Below are 15,389 nucleotides of genomic sequence, written 5' to 3'. Positions count from 1 at the left end.
CGCTTCAGGAAGATTGAGGAAGGGTGGGTCTGTCCTTCAGGTAGGCGGCAAGCCGGCCGATCTCAACCGGAGAAAGACGAAGTCCCAGCTTGCTGCGTCGCCAGATGATGTCCTCGACGGTGCGGGCCCATTCGGTGTCCATGAGGTAATCGACCTCTCTCTGGTGGAGATCGGCGCCGATCAGCGGGCCCAGATCCGCGAGATTGCCCGCCCCATTCAGCATCTCCTCGGCGCGGGCTCCGAACTGCTGAACATAGCGATCCGCCTGCGTTTCCGGGAGCCAAGGGAAGCGCTGTTTGAAGCTATTGCGATAGGCCTCGATTCCGGCCGGGCCGACATCGCCGCCCGGCAATATGTCGGTTCGTGAGGGACTGTTGGCAGGCCACGGCATCACGGCGCAGAGCTTCTGCATTGCATGTTCCGCAAGGCGGCGATGCGTGGTGAGCTTGCCTCCGAAGACGGTGAGGACCGGCGCCTGGCCTTGGCCATGATCGATCTCGAAGGAGTAGTCACGCGTCAAGGTCGAGAGATCGCCGTCACGGCCGCCGCCCGTCTCGAAGAGCGGCCGCACTCCCGAATAGCTCCACACGATGTCGGCGCGCGTAACCGGCTTCCTCAGGAAGCCGTTTACCTCGGCCAGCATGTAGTCGATTTCCTGGTCGGAGATCGCCACCTTTTCGGGCGCGTCCTCCCAGGGCTCGTCGGTCGTGCCGATGGAGGTAAAATCGCGCTCATAGGGAAAGGCCTCCATAAGACGGCCGTCCTGCGTCTGCAGGAAATAGCCGTGCTCGCCCTCCCATTGCCGCGGCACGACGATGTGGCTGCCGCGCACCAGCCGCAGCTTGCGGCCAACCGGCACCTTCATCCTGCCCGCGACATCGACGACCCAGGGGCCCGCCGCATTCACCAGGGCACGACTTTGCAGCGTGACCTGCCCGCCATCACTCACCTTCTCGAGCGTGATGCGCCACAGCTCGCCGTCGCGCGCCGCGGTCACGAAACGATGACGCGCCCAGATATCGGCGCCGCCGCGCTTCGCACCCAAGAGATTGGCGATGACCAGGCGCGCATCATCGCCCCGACAATCTGAATAGGCGAAGGCATGACGGTAATCGTTCTTCAACGCGCCGCCCGCCGGATGCTTGTGCAGATCGATCGCTTCCGAGCGCTTCAGCACTTTGCGATGTGCGAGATAGTCGTAGAAGAGGAGACCGAGGCGGATCATCCAGCGCGGCCGCTGGCTCGCCACATAGGGGAGCACCAGGCGTAGCGGCCAGACGAGATGCGGCGTGCGACGCATGAGGATCTCGCGCTCAATGAGCGCATCACGCACCAGCTTGAAGTCATAGGTCTCGAGATAGCGCAGGCCGCCATGGATGAGCTTGGAGGAGCGCGACGACGTTCCCTCCGCGAAATCCTGCATCTCGGACAGGCCGACGCGCAGGCCGCGCGCGGCCGCATCGCAGGCGATCGCCGCCCCATTTATGCCGCCGCCGATCACGAAGAGGTCGTAGGTTTTCTGCTGGTCCTCGCTCACGTCACATTCCCTTGCGGCCATAACCCGCGATCAGCAGGCCGACCGCCTTGCTCCATTCCTCATAAGCACTCTCATAAGATGCGGTGGGCGCAACCATCTCGCCGGCGCGCGGCAGCTTGCGCAGCTCATCGAGCGATGCCCAGCAGCCCGCGCCCAGGCCCGCCATCAAGGCGGATCCGAAGGGCGTCATCGCATCGGAGGCCGACACGAAAAGCGGGGCGCCCAGTACGTTCGCCTGCAACTTTGTGAAATAGGCCGAGCGCGTCATGCTGCCATCGGCCTTGACCATCGGAAGCGTCTCCCCGCCGCTGATACCGTCAAGCACGGCGCGGATCTGATAGCAGACGGCCTCGAGACCAGCATGGGCGATTTGGCCCTTGCTCGTCGCCTCACCGAGTCCCAGAAGCGCAGCCCGCAGATCGGGCTGCCACCAGGGCGAGGCGAGGCCCTGAAAGGCCGGCACCAAGAGCACGTCGGCGCTCGTTCCGGCTTTCTCAGCCTCGGCCGCCACGGCCGCACCGCGGCCCTCAATCGACAGGCGCTCGCTCAGCCAGTCGAGGATCTTGCCGGCATACATCACGAAGCCTTCATAGGCGTAGCATGGCCGGTCGATCTGCCAGGCGATGGTGCGGATGATGCCCTCGCCCGAAGCCTTGGGCGGCGTCGATCCGGCATTCATCCAGAGAAAGGCGCCGGTGCCATAAGTCACCTTGAGCTCGCGCGCGTCATAGCAACCATGGCCGAACAAGGCCGCCTGCTGATCGCCCAGCACGCCACGGACCGGGATCGCCGCGCCGAGCAGCGCTGCTCTGGTCGTGCCGAAATCGCCGTTGGAGCGGCGCACCTCCGGGAAGGCGGCAAGGTCGAGCCCGAAGAGATCCAAGAGCTCCTCGTCCCAGGCCAGCCGCTCGATGTCGAACAGCATGGTGCGCGAGGCATTGCCGGGCTCGGTCGCATAAGTACCGCCATCGGTCAGCGCCGCCATGAGCCAGCTGTCGACCGTTCCCCAGCGCAGCCGCCCATCGCGCAGTCCCGCCCAGAGAGAAGGACGGTGGCGCTTGAGCCAATGCAGTTTTCCCGCCGTGAAGGTCGGGTCGAGATCGAGGCCGGTGCGCGCTCGGATGAGACGCAAGCTGTCATCGCTTCTGAGCTTCTCCAGCTCCTCGGCGCCGCGCCGGCATTGCCAGACGATGGCCGGCATTACCGGTTCCCCGGTATTCGTATCCCAGACCACCAAAGTCTCGGTCTGGTTGGCGATGCCGATCGCCAGAACCTGCGATGGCTTCAGTGCCAGCCTGGCGAGCAATTCCTGGATGCAGGCGAGCACATTGGCAACCATCGCGCTCGCATCCTGCTCGACGAAGCCGGGCTCGGGCGCCGTCGTGACGATCGGGCGCACAGCATCGGCGAGTATTATCCCCTTCGTGTCGAGCGCCACCACCTTGGTGTTGGTCGTGCCCTGATCGATGCCGAGGATGATCTCTTGCGGGCGCGACATGGGCGTTTCGGGGCGGTCCTTAGGGAAGCTGGGGCCGGCACATTGCCACGCGGCGGGCAAAAGCAAAACCGGAATGTACAAAGCCGAGATATACGAGCCATGTTATGGCGGCATTGCAGATTACCAGCCCAGTCCCCATGTTTCGCATTCCCTCCCCGCGACCCGCAGGTACTCCATGATCGCCTATTCCGTTCTCGATCTCTCGCCGATTGCCGAAGGAGCGAAAGCCGCCGATGCGTTGCAGCATTCGCTGGACCTCGCGCGCCATGCCGAGAATTGGGGCTACAAGCGTTTCTGGCTCGCCGAGCACCACAATATGAGCGGCATCGCAAGTGCTGCGACCTCAGTGGTGATCGGCTATGTGGCGGGCGGCACCAAGACGATCCGCGTCGGCGCCGCCGGCATCATGCTTCCCAATCATGCGCCTTTGGTTATCGCCGAGCAGTTCGGCACGCTCGAATCACTCTATCCCGGCCGCATCGATCTGGGTCTCGGCCGTGCTCCCGGCACCGACATGCTGACGGCGCGCGCCTTGCGCCGCGATCTCGCCGCGGCCGCCGACCAGTTTCCGCAGGATGTGGTCGAGCTGCAGATCTATTTCGATGACCCGGATCCCGATCAGAAGATCCGCGCGGTGCCGGGCGCCGGACTGAAAGTGCCGCTCTGGATTTTGGGCTCGAGCCTGTTCGGGGCCCAGCTTGCCGCGCATCTGGGATTGCCCTTCGCCTTCGCCTCGCATTTCGCGCCCGACTCCCTCATGCAGGCGATCGCTATCTATCGCGAGCGCTTCCAGCCGTCGCGCCAACTCGACAAGCCCTATGTGGCGGCTGCCGCCAATGTCATCGCCGCCGACAGCGACGAGGCGGCGCGTCGCCTCTTCACCTCGCAGCAGCAGGCCTTCATCCGCTTACGGCGCGGACAGCCCGGGCAGTTGCCGCCGCCGGTCGACGATATCGACTGCTTCGCCAATCCGCTGGAGAAGGCCGGCGTCGATCATTCCCTCGTCTATTCCTTCGTCGGCGCGCGCGACAAGGTGAAGAGCGGCATCGAAGGTTTTCTCGATCTCACAGGGGTCGACGAGCTCATCGTCACCGGGCACATCTTCGATCATAAGGCGCGTCTGCGCTCCTTCGAGATCGCTGCCGGAATCCTCAAGGACCTCGTCAAACTCTAGGTCACCTTCAATTCTGGTCGATTCGAATTGATAAAAGTTTATCCGGGTCTCTGTAGCGGGGTGGACTTTCCATCATTTCCATCAATAGTTCCTCTGCGCCAAAGCCCGATCTCGGCAAGGACAATGCCCGCTGGCCGTCATATCCCAGCAAGCTGCGTACATGGGTATCCATGTAATAAGCACCCGCCACGACCTGCATCAATACTTCGAAGGCTTGTGGCTCATCACGCGCCAGTGACGGCACGTTCGTTTCGATGGCATCGTTACTTAACGAATCGAGTGATTGGCAAAGGGGCTCCAGCAAGTCCGGCCGAGCGCGCAGGACCTTGTCGAGAGGAGCATTTGCGAGGTCGATGTCGCTGGCAGAAGGCATCCCCTCAGCTCGCGGGAGAATGACGTCGGCGACGGCGGCCAGGCGCCCGCGACGGTGCGAATTCAGCGACTGCTGCGGTTGCATCATTTGTTCGGTCAAGCAGCCCCCCTTATTTCTCTTCGATTGTTCAAAAGATTCTCAGCCGCTCGCAAGGAGAGCGCAGCAATCGTGGCGGCAGGATTCACCGACGAGCCGGTAACGAAGATGCTGCCATCGACGATGAAGAGATTCTCAACATCATGGACTGCGCCAAAGGAGTCGACAACGGAATCGTCTGTGCTGCGGCCCATACGACACGTTCCCAGTGGGTGCCAGCCATACTCCGGCATCAATTCGTGACTCAGTGTTTTGTACGCCCCGGACGCTTCCAGCGATTCAGTTGCCCTCGCTCTGTTGAAACGCAGCATTGCTCTCGAATTGTCAGAGAGGCGATAACTCAAATTGGGTGCCGGGTTTCCGTCAGAATCACAAAGTTTGTGGTCCAGCGAAACATGGTTGTTCAGCTCTGGCAGGTCGTCACATGAGATACCCCAGATGGCGGTGTGGCCCAGCCATTCCTGCACCTGCCTATGCAGGTCGGCTCCCCAACTCAGCTTTCCATCTGCAGAAGACATCGCCGCATGGAGGGGGCCTCCAGACGGTCCCAGATTCCATTTCGCGCCTCGTATGAAGCCGAGATCAGGGCGTGTTTCCGCGAACTCCAGGGAATAGAGACTTTGACCCCAATGACCTTGCCAGCTTTCCATGGGTTGATCGAAGAAGCCGACGACACGGGTAAAGGGGTGCATCATCAGCCGCCGCCCTACCAGTCCGGAACCGTTGGTAAGTCCGTTTGGATACCTGGACGACTGGGACATCAACAATAGCCGTGGAGTTCCGATCGCGTTGGCGGCAAGAATGACGACACTGGCTGATACTTGGTGTTCGTCGCCATCCCGGTCGCGATAGATCGCACCGGTCGCTCGTCCCTGTTGATCATGAGTTATGCGGCTTACGCGTGCACCAGTAATGAGTTGCGCGCCGAGTGCCTTGGCTGCGGGCCAGTGGGTCAAGTCCACTGAGGCCTTCGCGCCCTCGTTGCAGCCGTAGCCACATGTGCTTCGCTGAACGCAAGGATAGCGTCCATCATAGGGCCGCGAAGCAATCGCATTCGATCCGGGCCACCAATGCCATCCCAGTCTGCTGTGGCCGGCAGCAACCTTTTCTCCCCAAATATTGATCGGCAAAGGCGGCATCGGATAATCCGGATAGGTCGGATAAGCAGGATCGCCTGCGACGCCGGACACTCCAAAGTCTATGTCGGTCTGATTGTAGAATGGCTCAAGGTCGCGATAGGAGATGGGCCAGTCGTCTGCCGCACCATCCAAGGTCCTCACCCTGAAATCGGAGGGCAGAAACCTCATCCAATGGCCCCCATAGAGGATCGTGCTTCCGCCAACTCCGTTGAACATCAGCGGCTTCATGTCGGATTGATCGTCGTTGACAGGATAATCGACAGGATTGCGCCGCACATTCGGACTGGCGTGCCAAGGGCCGAGCGCAGATATTTCCCAATCGGCGTGCCGCCCCCGATAGTCCTCTCTATTTTGTTGAAAACCTTGCTCCAGGCAAATGACCGAAACGCCGCCCTGTGCGAGCCGTCTTGCCATGACCGCACCAGACAAACCTGCTCCAATAATCAGCGCATCAGCGGAAATATGTGTCATTCACCATCACCAACATGCTGGAGCTGAATCTGCCACGGGCAAACAAGCAAAATCGCGGAGCCGCCGTCGCATCGCGCACTATTCCAAGCCCCGGAGCCCGCCCCCAATGCCGCCAAATTGAGGCCTCGGCGTCCGTTACGGATCATTGGTTCCTCCCGTTCCACTTGTTGCTGTATCTGAAAGCCACTCTAGGAATCGACTGGCGCTCAATTTTTGCAAAAACGGCCCGTCAGGTTACAAATTTAGGCGTCAAAGGCCGATATACGGCAAAACGCATTGCGTCGATCGAGGTTTACTGTTCCTTGCCGCAGAAAAGCTAATTCCGAGAAGCTGCGCCTCAGAGGAGAGATTGTGACATCAGCGCAAGAACTCATAGGATTGGCACTTGTCCGGCGTAACGACCATGTCTGCGAGACTGACAAGTATGATTGCGCTACCGTCTATATGGTCCCCACTGGGGAGCTCTGTCGTTACAATGGAAATGCGCATGAGGCCACATGGCCGTCGCTCTAATCGCCGGTGGCTCTTCGGGAATCGGGCTTGCCGTACTGCAGGCCTTTCGCAAGCGAGGGGACAATGTCTTTCTGGCCGACATAGATGAAAGGCGCTCGCTGGAGGCTATAAGTGAAGCAGCGGCCGGCGAAGCCCGATCGCTGGTATGCGATCTTTCCACACGCGACGGGCCACGTGCGGCGGTTGCCGCGGCATTGGCTGCGTTTGGTAAGATCGACTGCATCTTCGCCAATGCCGCGATCCTCGAATCGGCGCCTCTTCAGGAATGGTCACCCGAGCGTTGGGAAAAATCGCTCGCTCTGAACCTGTCCATGCCGTTCTACCTTGCCCAGGCGGCCGCGCCTGTGTTGGCCGGCTCGGACAATGCGAGCGTTATCTTCACAGCGTCAACGGGCGCGCTTCGTGGCCACGCCGGGATGCCCGCATACCACGCCACGAAATCCGGGCTGCTTGGCCTTTGCCGCGCGCTTGCAGATGAACTGGCGCCTCAAGGCACCCGCGTCAACTGCCTGTTGCCGGGCTGGATAAACACACCGTTCAACGATAGATTCTGGAAATTCCAGGCCGATCGCGAGGAGGCTGAGCGCGCGCTGCTGCGCCAGATACCGATGGGACGGCAAGGCGAGCCCGCGGATGTCGCCGGTGCGGCACTTTTCCTTGCATCACCCGCCGCGCGTTACATTACGGGCACTTCGTTGGTTGTGGATGGCGGATATACCGCCGTCTAGCACGCGCGAACGTGGAGGCCGGTTTTTCGCAAGCCCGCGTGCGCACATGGATGAGTTTGGATCGTCCAGATCCAAACTCAAACTGATCTCGTTTACCAGCCGGCGAAGGGTGCTATCACCTCATCGCTCACCATGCCTGCTTCGACATCGGCGAGGCTGCGGTCGAGAATGGTGAGCGCTTCATCGACATCCGCCCGGGTGAGGATGAGCGGCGGAGTGAGCTCCAGCACATTGGACTCGAGGCCGACATAATAGAGAACGAGGCCGAGCTCGAAGGCGCGATAGACGGTCTTCGCCGCATAGCGCCTGGCGCGGTCGGGATCGAGCTCGATGCCGATGGCGAGACCGCGGCCGCGCACCTCGCGGATCATCGCATGGCGCTGTTGCAGCCTTGCGAGCCCGTCGAGGAAATGAGAGCCGACGGCAGCGGCATTGTCCGCCAGCCCGTCGCGTTTGATCGTGTCGAGCACCGCAATGCCGGCCGCCGCCGATATCGGATTGCCATGCAAGGTCTGCATCGCGAAAGAGGAGGCGAAATCGAGAATGCGCGCCGGCGCCACCGCGGCGGCGAGCGGCAAACCGCCACCCAGGCCTTTGCCGAAGCAGACGATGTCGGGAACAAAGCCGTCAAACGCGAAGGCATGCAGTCTGCCGGTGCGAGCGAGGCCGACCTTCACCTCGTCGCTGACGATCAGGATGCCGTAGCGGCGGCAGAGCGCCACCAGTTGCCGGAGGAAGCCGGGCGGCGGCACGATCATGCCGCCATCGGACTGGATGGGCTCGATGAAGAGTGCCGCCACCTGGTCGCCCGGGCATGTGGTCTTGAGCAGATGCTCGACGAGATCGAGCACGCGCTCGCCCGACGAGTCGCCCATGAAGGGCCGGGACGCGGCGGGATAGGGAATGAGGGTGAGGCCCGCATGGCGCGCCGCATTGGTCTGCACGCTGTGGCCCGATATCGCCATCGAGGCGGCGGTGCCGCCATGATAGGCGCCGGCGAAAGCGATGATGCGCGAGCGGCCGGTCGCCGCCGTCACCGCCCGGAACATCGCCTCATTGGCGTCCGATCCCGAATGGCCGAACCAGACCTTGGCGCCTTCGATCTCAGGGACTGTGGCGAGCAAGCCCTCGGCCAGCTCGACCGCCGGGAGATTGGCGGATGAGAGCACACTGGCGCCCGCCGGATTGGCGAGTGCGCGCGTCACCGCCCCGATAAGAGCGGGATGGCCATAGCCGAGGCTCGCCGCTCCCCAGGCGGCGGCGAGATCGAGCAGCGATCGGCCGGACTGGTCGGTGACCCTCGCCCCACTGCCGCCGGTCAAGGCGGAGGGGAAGAAGCGCAGTTTCTGGAGACTGCCGATCGCCGCGCTGTCGCGGGCATAGAGATCATTCACGGTCATGAGCGCTTGCCGGTCTGGGCCGGGATGAGGCCTTCCGGCCTCAGCACCAATATCAGGATGACGATGCCGAGCACGAAGGCGTCGCGATAGGGCAGGATCGAGGCTGGCAGGAAGGCCTGGAAGGCGACTTCGAGCGTCCCCAGCACGAAGCCGCCAGCGACCGCACCGGCAAGGCCGCCCAGGCCGCCGATGATCGAGGCGATAAAGGCCTTGAGCACCGGCACGAAACCCATCAGCGGATCGACCGAGCCCCTCTGGGCCACCCAGAGAAAAGCGGCGACGCCGGCGAGAACGCCCGACACCGCGAAAGCGACAGCCACGACGCGATTGGCCGGAATGCCCATGAGCCGGACCACGGCGAAATCCTGGGCGGCGGCACGCATGGCGGTGCCGACCACCGTATGCTTGAGGAAGAGCAGCAAGGCCGCGAGCGATACGGTGGTCGCCGCGATCGACAGAAGTGGGATGACGCCGATATGGGCGAAGCCGAGATCGATGCTGCCGGCAAGGGCCGAGGGCATCGGCACCGGCATGCCGCGGGCGCTGATGCCGTTCTGGAACAGGACGCGCAGGATCACGCTGACGGCGAAACTGGTCAGAAGCAGGCCCGTCACATCGGCACGGCGCATCGGCCGGAAGGCGACGCGCTCGATGACGAGCGCCATGGCGACGGCGCCGAAGATGGCGAGTACGATGGCGAGCGGCAGGCCGAGCGACACGCCGATGGCGAAGAAGAGGCCGTAGCCCGCCACCGTCATCAGCTCGCCATGGGCGAAATTGATGAGGCCGACGATCGAGAAAACCACCGCGAGGCCGAGCGCCAGAAGCGCATAGATGCCGCCGAGGCTGATGGCATTGACGAGCTGCTGAATGAAGAATTCCATGGCCTGCCGCCTTAGTTTCCCCTTCTCCCGCTTGCGGGAGAAGGTGGCGCGAAGCGCCGGATGAGGGTGTCCTTGGAGTGTGCGCGTCCTGAGCCAACACCCTCACCCGCCCTGTCGGGCACCCTCTCCCGCAGGCGGGAGAGGGGGGAATGCTGGAGAGAGCTCGCTTGGTTCATTCTCCCCTCTCATGCCGCCAGATACGCGGCGCGCACTTCATCGGATTGTGCCAGGTCGCGGCCCTTGCCCTGAAGCGTGATGCGGCCGTTCACCAGCACATAGCCGCGATCGGCGATGGCGAGGGCGCGCACCGCATTCTGCTCGACGAGCAGAATGGTGATGCCCTTGCCGCGCAAACCGGCGATGAGCCGGAAGACTTCGTCGACGATCTTGGGCGCAAGCCCCAGCGACGGCTCGTCGAGGAGCAGGAGCCGCGGCTGCGACATCAAGGAGCGGGCGATGGCGAGCATCTGCTGCTCGCCGCCCGACAGAAGCCCGGCGCGCTGGCGGTAACGCTCGCGGAGAATCGGGAAAAGCGCCAGCATCTCTTCGCGTGTCGCATCGAGGCTCGCCCCCTTGTGATGCATGGCGCCGCCGAGCAGCAGATTCTCGGCGACGGTGAGTGCCGGAAAGACGCGCCGTCCCTCCGGCGTCAAAGCAATGCCCCGCTTCGAGATATCCTCAGGTCTGAGGCCGACGATATTGTTGCTCTCGAAGCGGATGACGCCCGTTGCGGGAGCCATCCCCACGATAGCGGCCAGCGTCGAGGTCTTGCCGGCGCCATTGGCGCCGAGCAAGGTCACGATCTCACCCTGGGCCACGGAGAAATCGATGCCCTTCACGGCTTCGATCTGCCCGTAGCGTACCTTGAGGCCCTCGACGCTTAGCATCTTCTTCGCCTCAGGGTGCCGGAACGTCGGCCGGATTCGGCGTCACGGTCTTGACCAGCGAGCGGCCGCCGCCCTTCATCTCGACCAGAGCGATGTCGCGCGACGGCATGCGGTCGGTGCCGGCATAGGTGATCTTGCCGGTAACGCCCTCGACGTCCTTCAGATTGGCGACCGCATCGCGCAAACCTTGCGGATCGAGCGAGCCCGCCGCCTTCACCGCCGCGTCGATGATGAGGCCGATCTCATAGCCATTGGCGATATAGACGGTATCGAAAGGCTTGCCGGTCTTCTCGGTGAACTTCTTGGCGAAGGCGTCGAGAGGCGTTCCAGCGGAAGGAAGCCCCGCCGAGGAATGGACGACGCCGTCGACCACGTCGCCGAGGCCGGCGACGGTCGGCGTGTCGATGCCGTCCGAGCCCAGCACCGGCGCGGTGACGCCCGCGGCGCGCAGCTGCTTGATGAAGGCCGGGAAGTCGGGCTCATAGGCCGATGTCATGACGACGTCGGGCTGCGGGCTCAGGCTCTTGATCTTGGTGACCTCGGCGGCGAAGTCCTGCTGGCCCATCGAATAGGTGCCCTCACCGGCGATGGTGCCGCCCTTCTTGGTGAAGACCTGCTGGAAATATTCCGGCAGCTTCAGCGTATAGGCCGAGTCCGGGGACTTCAGGATATAAGCGGACTTGTAGCCTTTCTCCTGCGCGTAATCGGCGAGCACCGTCGCCTGCGCGTTGTCGGCCGGATAGGTGCCGAACATGAAGTCGCCGACGGCGCTGGTGATGGTGGGCGTCGTGCCGCAGAAGGTGAAGGTCACGATCTTGGCCGGCTGGCTGATCTGGCCGGCCGCGATCGAGGGATCGGCGTCGCAGGGCGTGATCAGGATATTGATGCCGGAGGCGACGAGTTCCTGGGCCGCCTGCACCGTTGCCGCCGTATCGGAGCGCGTGTCCTTCACATCGAGCACGGCCTTGTACTTGCCGCCGAAGCCGCCCGCTGAATTGATCTCGTCGACCGCCATCTGGAGGCCGGCGAGCGAGGGCTGGTCGCCGAAGGCGAGCGTGCCGGTCTGCGCCGAAGCGAGGCCGATCTTCAGCTCCTCGGCCTGGGCGGCGAAGGTCAGCGCGCTGAGCGCCGTAAGGCTAAGCAGTGCTAATCGCAGTTTCATTTTGTACTCCTCCCGTTGATGGTGTGGATGCCGTGATTTCCGTCTCGGGCGCCGCTCCGATATAGGCTTCGATGACTTTGGGATCGCTGCGGATGGCGGCGGGCGCGCCCTCGGCGATCTTCTGGCCCTTGTTGATCACCACGATAAAATCGCAGAGCCGCATGATGAGATGCATGTCATGCTCGATCACCAGGAGGCCCAGATCGAAATCATGGCGGATGCGGTCGAGCATGGTTTTCAGCGCCTCGGTCTCGACCGGATTCATGCCGGCGGCCGGCTCGTCGAGCAGCAGATAGCGCGGCCGCAAGGCCAGAGCGCGGGCGATCTCGAGACGCCGGCGCTCGCCATAGGCCAGCGTGCCGGCAAGCCTGTGCGCGTCCTTGGCGAGTTCGAGGCGCGCCAGGAGCGTCTCGGCCGCTATGCGAGCTTTGCCCAGGTCGGGCTCGATGGTGAGAGCCGCGACTGTCACATTCTCGAGCACCGTCATGCGGTCGAAAAGCCTGATCGCCTGGAAGGTGCGGCCGAGGCCGGCCGTGGCGATGAGATGCGGAGCGCGGCTGGTGACGTCCTCGCCGTCGATTACGACCGTGCCGCGATCGGGCTTGAGCTGACCGCAGATCAGGTTGATCAGGGTCGTCTTGCCGGCGCCATTGGGGCCGATGAGACCGGTGACCTTGCCCCGCTCGATGGTGAAGGTGAGGTCGTCGCAAGCCTGGAGACCACCGAAGCGTTTGGAGAGGCCTGAGACCGTCAGGCTCTTGCCGGCTGATGAGGGATTGGCGGCCGGGGCTTCGCCGGCGGCGGGCTGAACCAGCGCATTGGCGCGCAGCCCCAATTCCTGCAAGCCGACAATGCCGAGCGGCCGGCGCCAGATGGTCAGAAGCAAGGCAACGCCCAGGCCCAGTTGCGTAAGGCCGAATATCACCGGAATCTGAACAAAGCCCAGATCGATGCCGCCTTCGGCGAGCCGCAGGATCTGGATCACCGCGGTGATGAGCGCGGTGCCGACAATGGCGCCGGTCACGGTCAGCATGCCGCCGACGATCAGCATAGCGATGAGCAGAAAGGTCAGATCGAAATAGAAATCCTTGGGCGAGAAGGCGCCGAGGAAATGTCCGTAAAGCGCGCCCGCCAAGGTGGCGAGCACCGCGCTCAGGATCCAGCCGATATAGCGCACCTGAAACAAGGAGACGCCGCAGGCCTGGGCCGCCACATCATTCTCGCGGCTGGCGCGCAGGCGCAGGCCCGGCCCCGTGTCGCGGAACAGGCGTGCAATGAGGATGAAGGCGAGCGCGAAGATGAGCGCTGTGGCCAAGGTGGTCAGGCGCGGCACGCCATAGAAGGTCTGGCTGCCGCGGGTGATCTCGCGCGCGCCATTGAGGATCACATGGATGATGATGAGCAGTGCCAGCGTCGCTATCGCAGCGGAGGAGCCGCCGAGACGGGCGATCGGAATTCCTGTGATGAGTCCGGCGATCAGGCCGGCGGCCGCGACGGCCAGGATCGCTGCGACGATCCCCGCTTCATGGCCGGCGAGGAAAGTCGGCAGTTGCGGCAAAGCCGACACCTGCAGCGCCTTCGGCATGGTGAGGATGCCCGACACATAGGCGCCGATGCCCATGAAGGCGGCGTGGCCGAATGAGGTGATGCCGGCGCCGCCGGTGAAGACCGAAATCGACAGGACGGCGCAGAGATAGATGAGGAAGAGCGTCGCGATGCGCTCGCCATTGGCACCGAAGGCGAAGCCGGTGACGAGGGCGCCGACGGCAACGAGCGCGGCGAGCATCAGCCCGCTACCCAAAGATTCCCGCGATACGCTCAGCCCGCCCAATGTTTCCTGCCCTGCCCTGTTTTTTCTCAGGCTAGCAAACCGGCGACGGACGTCAAATAAATTTTACAGATTGCTTAAACAATCATCATTCTGTATTTTTTTCTTCAGACCTGTTCGGCAACCAGCATGGCGCTCAAAGACAAGCTCATCGACAGCGAGGCGGATTACACACCGGCGGAGCGCAAGGTGATCCGGGTTCTGCTCGCCAATTATCCGGTCGCGGGACTTGCCACGGCCTCCAGGCTCGCCCAGCAGGCGGAGGTGAGCGACCCGACCGTCATCCGGCTCGCCACCAAGCTCGGCTTTTCCGGCTTCATCGAAATGCAGCAGGCGCTGCTCGCCGAGCTCGAAGCGCATATGAACTCCGCCCTCACCATGCTGGAGAGCCGCAAGCCGACGGTCAGCGCCGAAGGTCTCTATCAATCCTATGCCGAAGCGACCATCGCGGCGCTCAAGAACAGTCAGTCCGAAATCCTGCCGGCCGATTTCAACGAGGCGGCCGATCTCCTGATCAAGGCCAGGAAACGCATCTTCTGCATCGGTGGCCGCTTCACCGGCTTCCTCGCCGCCATCCTGCACCGACATCTGGTGCAGCTCCGCCCCGGCGCTATCTGGGTCAACGGATCGCTCGCCGATCTCGCCGAATATGTCGCCGACATCGGCAAGCAGGATCTCGTCGTCGCCTTCGACTTGCGACGCTATCAGCAGGATGTCGTGCAATTCGCCCGCCAGGCGCATGAGCGCGGGGCGCGCATCATCCTCCTCACCGACAAATGGAAGTCGCCGATCGCTTCCTTCGCCACGGTGACGCTCACCGGACCGGTCGACACGATCTCGCCCTTCGACACGATGGTGCCGACCATGGTGCAGCTCGAAGCGCTCGTCACCGCCTTCACCGGCAAGCTCGACAAAGAGGTACGGCCGAGGCTCGAGGAGATCGAACATTACCGGCGCCTCAACAATGTCGTGCTCGACACGCCGGCCAACGCCCCATCCAAACCCCGCAAGAAGCAGAGAGCAAAAACATGAAGCCTGCCGCCGTCACGCGCGATGCGCCTTACAAGCGCGAGGAAACCGCCCTACTCTTCGTCGACCTGCAGACCATCTTCTGCACGCCAGGGCTCGATCCCCAGCATCCCGAGCTCAATGCCGAGCATTATTATTTCAAGCGGCTCAGGGCCACGACCGTTCCCAATGCGCAGAAACTGATCGAGGCGGCGCGCGCCTCGGGTGTCCAGGTGCTGCACACGATCATCGAGGCGCTCACCAAGGACGGCCGCGACATTTCACTCGACCATCGCCTCTCCAACATCTTCGTGCCGAAGGGATTGCCGGAAGGCCAGCCGATCAAGGAGCTGACCCCCATCGACAACGAGATCGTGCTGCCTAAATCATCCTCGGGCGTCTTCAATTCCACCAATATCGACTATGTGCTGAAGAATCTCGGCATCCGCTATCTCATCATCTCGGGCGTGGTGACCGATCAATGCGTCGACATGGCGGTGCGCGATGCCTCCGATCGCGGCTATCTGGTAACGCTCGCCGAGGACGCCTGCGCCACCTACACCCAGGCCCGCCACGACAACGCGCTCAAGGCCTTCGGCGGCTATTGCTGGGTCACGAATACGGAGACAGTGCTCCAGCGGCTGAAGGATCTCGCGTGATGCATGCCAATCCCTGTCATCGCGGCGAAAGC

Annotated in this window: 13 protein-coding genes; 4 read left to right on the top strand and 9 right to left on the bottom strand. The window is 63.0% G+C overall.

The window, feature by feature from the left end:
• Positions 1 to 4: 4 nt before the first annotated feature.
• Together glpD and G5V57_RS19525 are read right to left on the bottom strand one after the other, a co-directional pair.
• The gene (gene glpD / locus G5V57_RS19530) at positions 5 to 1,537 is read right to left on the bottom strand and encodes a glycerol-3-phosphate dehydrogenase (protein ID WP_246737290.1); all 1,533 of its coding nucleotides are present in this window, start codon (positions 1,535 to 1,537) and stop codon (positions 5 to 7) included.
• A gap of 1 nt (position 1,538) precedes the next feature.
• Positions 1,539 to 3,035: a glycerol kinase gene (locus G5V57_RS19525; protein ID WP_165169231.1), complete on the bottom strand. Its 1,497-nt coding sequence runs from the start codon at positions 3,033 to 3,035 to the stop codon at positions 1,539 to 1,541.
• A 175-nt stretch (positions 3,036 to 3,210) separates the two neighbouring features.
• On the opposite strand from G5V57_RS19525, the gene G5V57_RS19520 reads away from it, so the two are divergent.
• Positions 3,211 to 4,209: an LLM class flavin-dependent oxidoreductase gene (locus G5V57_RS19520; RefSeq protein WP_165169230.1), complete on the top strand. Its 999-nt coding sequence runs from the start codon at positions 3,211 to 3,213 to the stop codon at positions 4,207 to 4,209.
• A 7-nt stretch (positions 4,210 to 4,216) separates the two neighbouring features.
• On the opposite strand, the gene G5V57_RS19515 is transcribed toward G5V57_RS19520, so the two are convergent.
• Together G5V57_RS19515 and G5V57_RS19510 are read right to left on the bottom strand one after the other, a co-directional pair.
• Positions 4,217 to 4,681 carry a hypothetical protein gene (locus tag G5V57_RS19515; protein ID WP_165169229.1) on the bottom strand — a complete coding sequence of 155 codons (465 nt, stop codon included), beginning with the start codon at positions 4,679 to 4,681 and terminating at the stop codon, positions 4,217 to 4,219.
• Positions 4,678 to 6,288, bottom strand: coding sequence for a GMC family oxidoreductase (locus G5V57_RS19510; protein WP_165169228.1), 1,611 nt, complete (start codon positions 6,286 to 6,288; stop codon positions 4,678 to 4,680). The genes G5V57_RS19515 and G5V57_RS19510 overlap by 4 nt, the downstream gene beginning before the upstream one ends.
• Positions 6,289 to 6,785: 497 nt before the next feature.
• Between G5V57_RS19510 and G5V57_RS19505 the strand changes: the two genes are divergently transcribed.
• Positions 6,786 to 7,529 carry an SDR family NAD(P)-dependent oxidoreductase gene (locus G5V57_RS19505; RefSeq protein ID WP_165169227.1) on the top strand — a complete coding sequence of 248 codons (744 nt, stop codon included), beginning with the start codon at positions 6,786 to 6,788 and terminating at the stop codon, positions 7,527 to 7,529.
• Between the two features lie 92 nt (positions 7,530 to 7,621).
• On the opposite strand, the gene G5V57_RS19500 is transcribed toward G5V57_RS19505, so the two are convergent.
• The 5 genes from G5V57_RS19500 to G5V57_RS19480 form a co-directional block, all read right to left on the bottom strand.
• Complete coding sequence (locus G5V57_RS19500) at positions 7,622 to 8,923, bottom strand: aspartate aminotransferase family protein (protein ID WP_206530319.1); 1,302 nt, start codon at positions 8,921 to 8,923, stop codon at positions 7,622 to 7,624.
• Positions 8,924 to 8,925: 2 nt separating this feature from the next.
• Positions 8,926 to 9,813: a branched-chain amino acid ABC transporter permease gene (locus G5V57_RS19495; RefSeq protein WP_165169225.1), complete on the bottom strand. Its 888-nt coding sequence runs from the start codon at positions 9,811 to 9,813 to the stop codon at positions 8,926 to 8,928.
• Between the two features lie 185 nt (positions 9,814 to 9,998).
• Complete coding sequence (locus G5V57_RS19490) at positions 9,999 to 10,700, bottom strand: ABC transporter ATP-binding protein (RefSeq protein WP_165169224.1); 702 nt, start codon at positions 10,698 to 10,700, stop codon at positions 9,999 to 10,001.
• Between the two features lie 10 nt (positions 10,701 to 10,710).
• The gene (locus G5V57_RS19485; protein ID WP_165169223.1) at positions 10,711 to 11,862 is read right to left on the bottom strand and encodes an ABC transporter substrate-binding protein; all 1,152 of its coding nucleotides are present in this window, start codon (positions 11,860 to 11,862) and stop codon (positions 10,711 to 10,713) included.
• The gene (locus tag G5V57_RS19480; RefSeq protein ID WP_165169222.1) at positions 11,837 to 13,648 is read right to left on the bottom strand and encodes an ATP-binding cassette domain-containing protein; all 1,812 of its coding nucleotides are present in this window, start codon (positions 13,646 to 13,648) and stop codon (positions 11,837 to 11,839) included. Before G5V57_RS19480 ends, G5V57_RS19485 begins: the two co-directional genes overlap by 26 nt.
• A 171-nt stretch (positions 13,649 to 13,819) precedes the next feature.
• Here G5V57_RS19480 and G5V57_RS19475 point away from each other — a divergent pair, with 171 nt between their 5' ends.
• Together G5V57_RS19475 and G5V57_RS19470 are read left to right on the top strand one after the other, a co-directional pair.
• Positions 13,820 to 14,722: a MurR/RpiR family transcriptional regulator gene (locus G5V57_RS19475; protein WP_165169221.1), complete on the top strand. Its 903-nt coding sequence runs from the start codon at positions 13,820 to 13,822 to the stop codon at positions 14,720 to 14,722.
• Positions 14,719 to 15,357 carry a cysteine hydrolase family protein gene (locus G5V57_RS19470; RefSeq protein WP_165169220.1) on the top strand — a complete coding sequence of 213 codons (639 nt, stop codon included), beginning with the start codon at positions 14,719 to 14,721 and terminating at the stop codon, positions 15,355 to 15,357. Before G5V57_RS19475 ends, G5V57_RS19470 begins: the two co-directional genes overlap by 4 nt.
• Positions 15,358 to 15,389 lie beyond the last annotated feature (32 nt).

The sequence above is a fragment of the Nordella sp. HKS 07 genome (assembly GCF_011046735.1).
Taxonomy (GTDB): Bacteria; Pseudomonadota; Alphaproteobacteria; order Rhizobiales; family Aestuariivirgaceae; genus Taklimakanibacter.
Note: the sequence above shows the minus strand (reverse complement) of the source record. Positions and strands in the feature narration are given on the sequence as shown.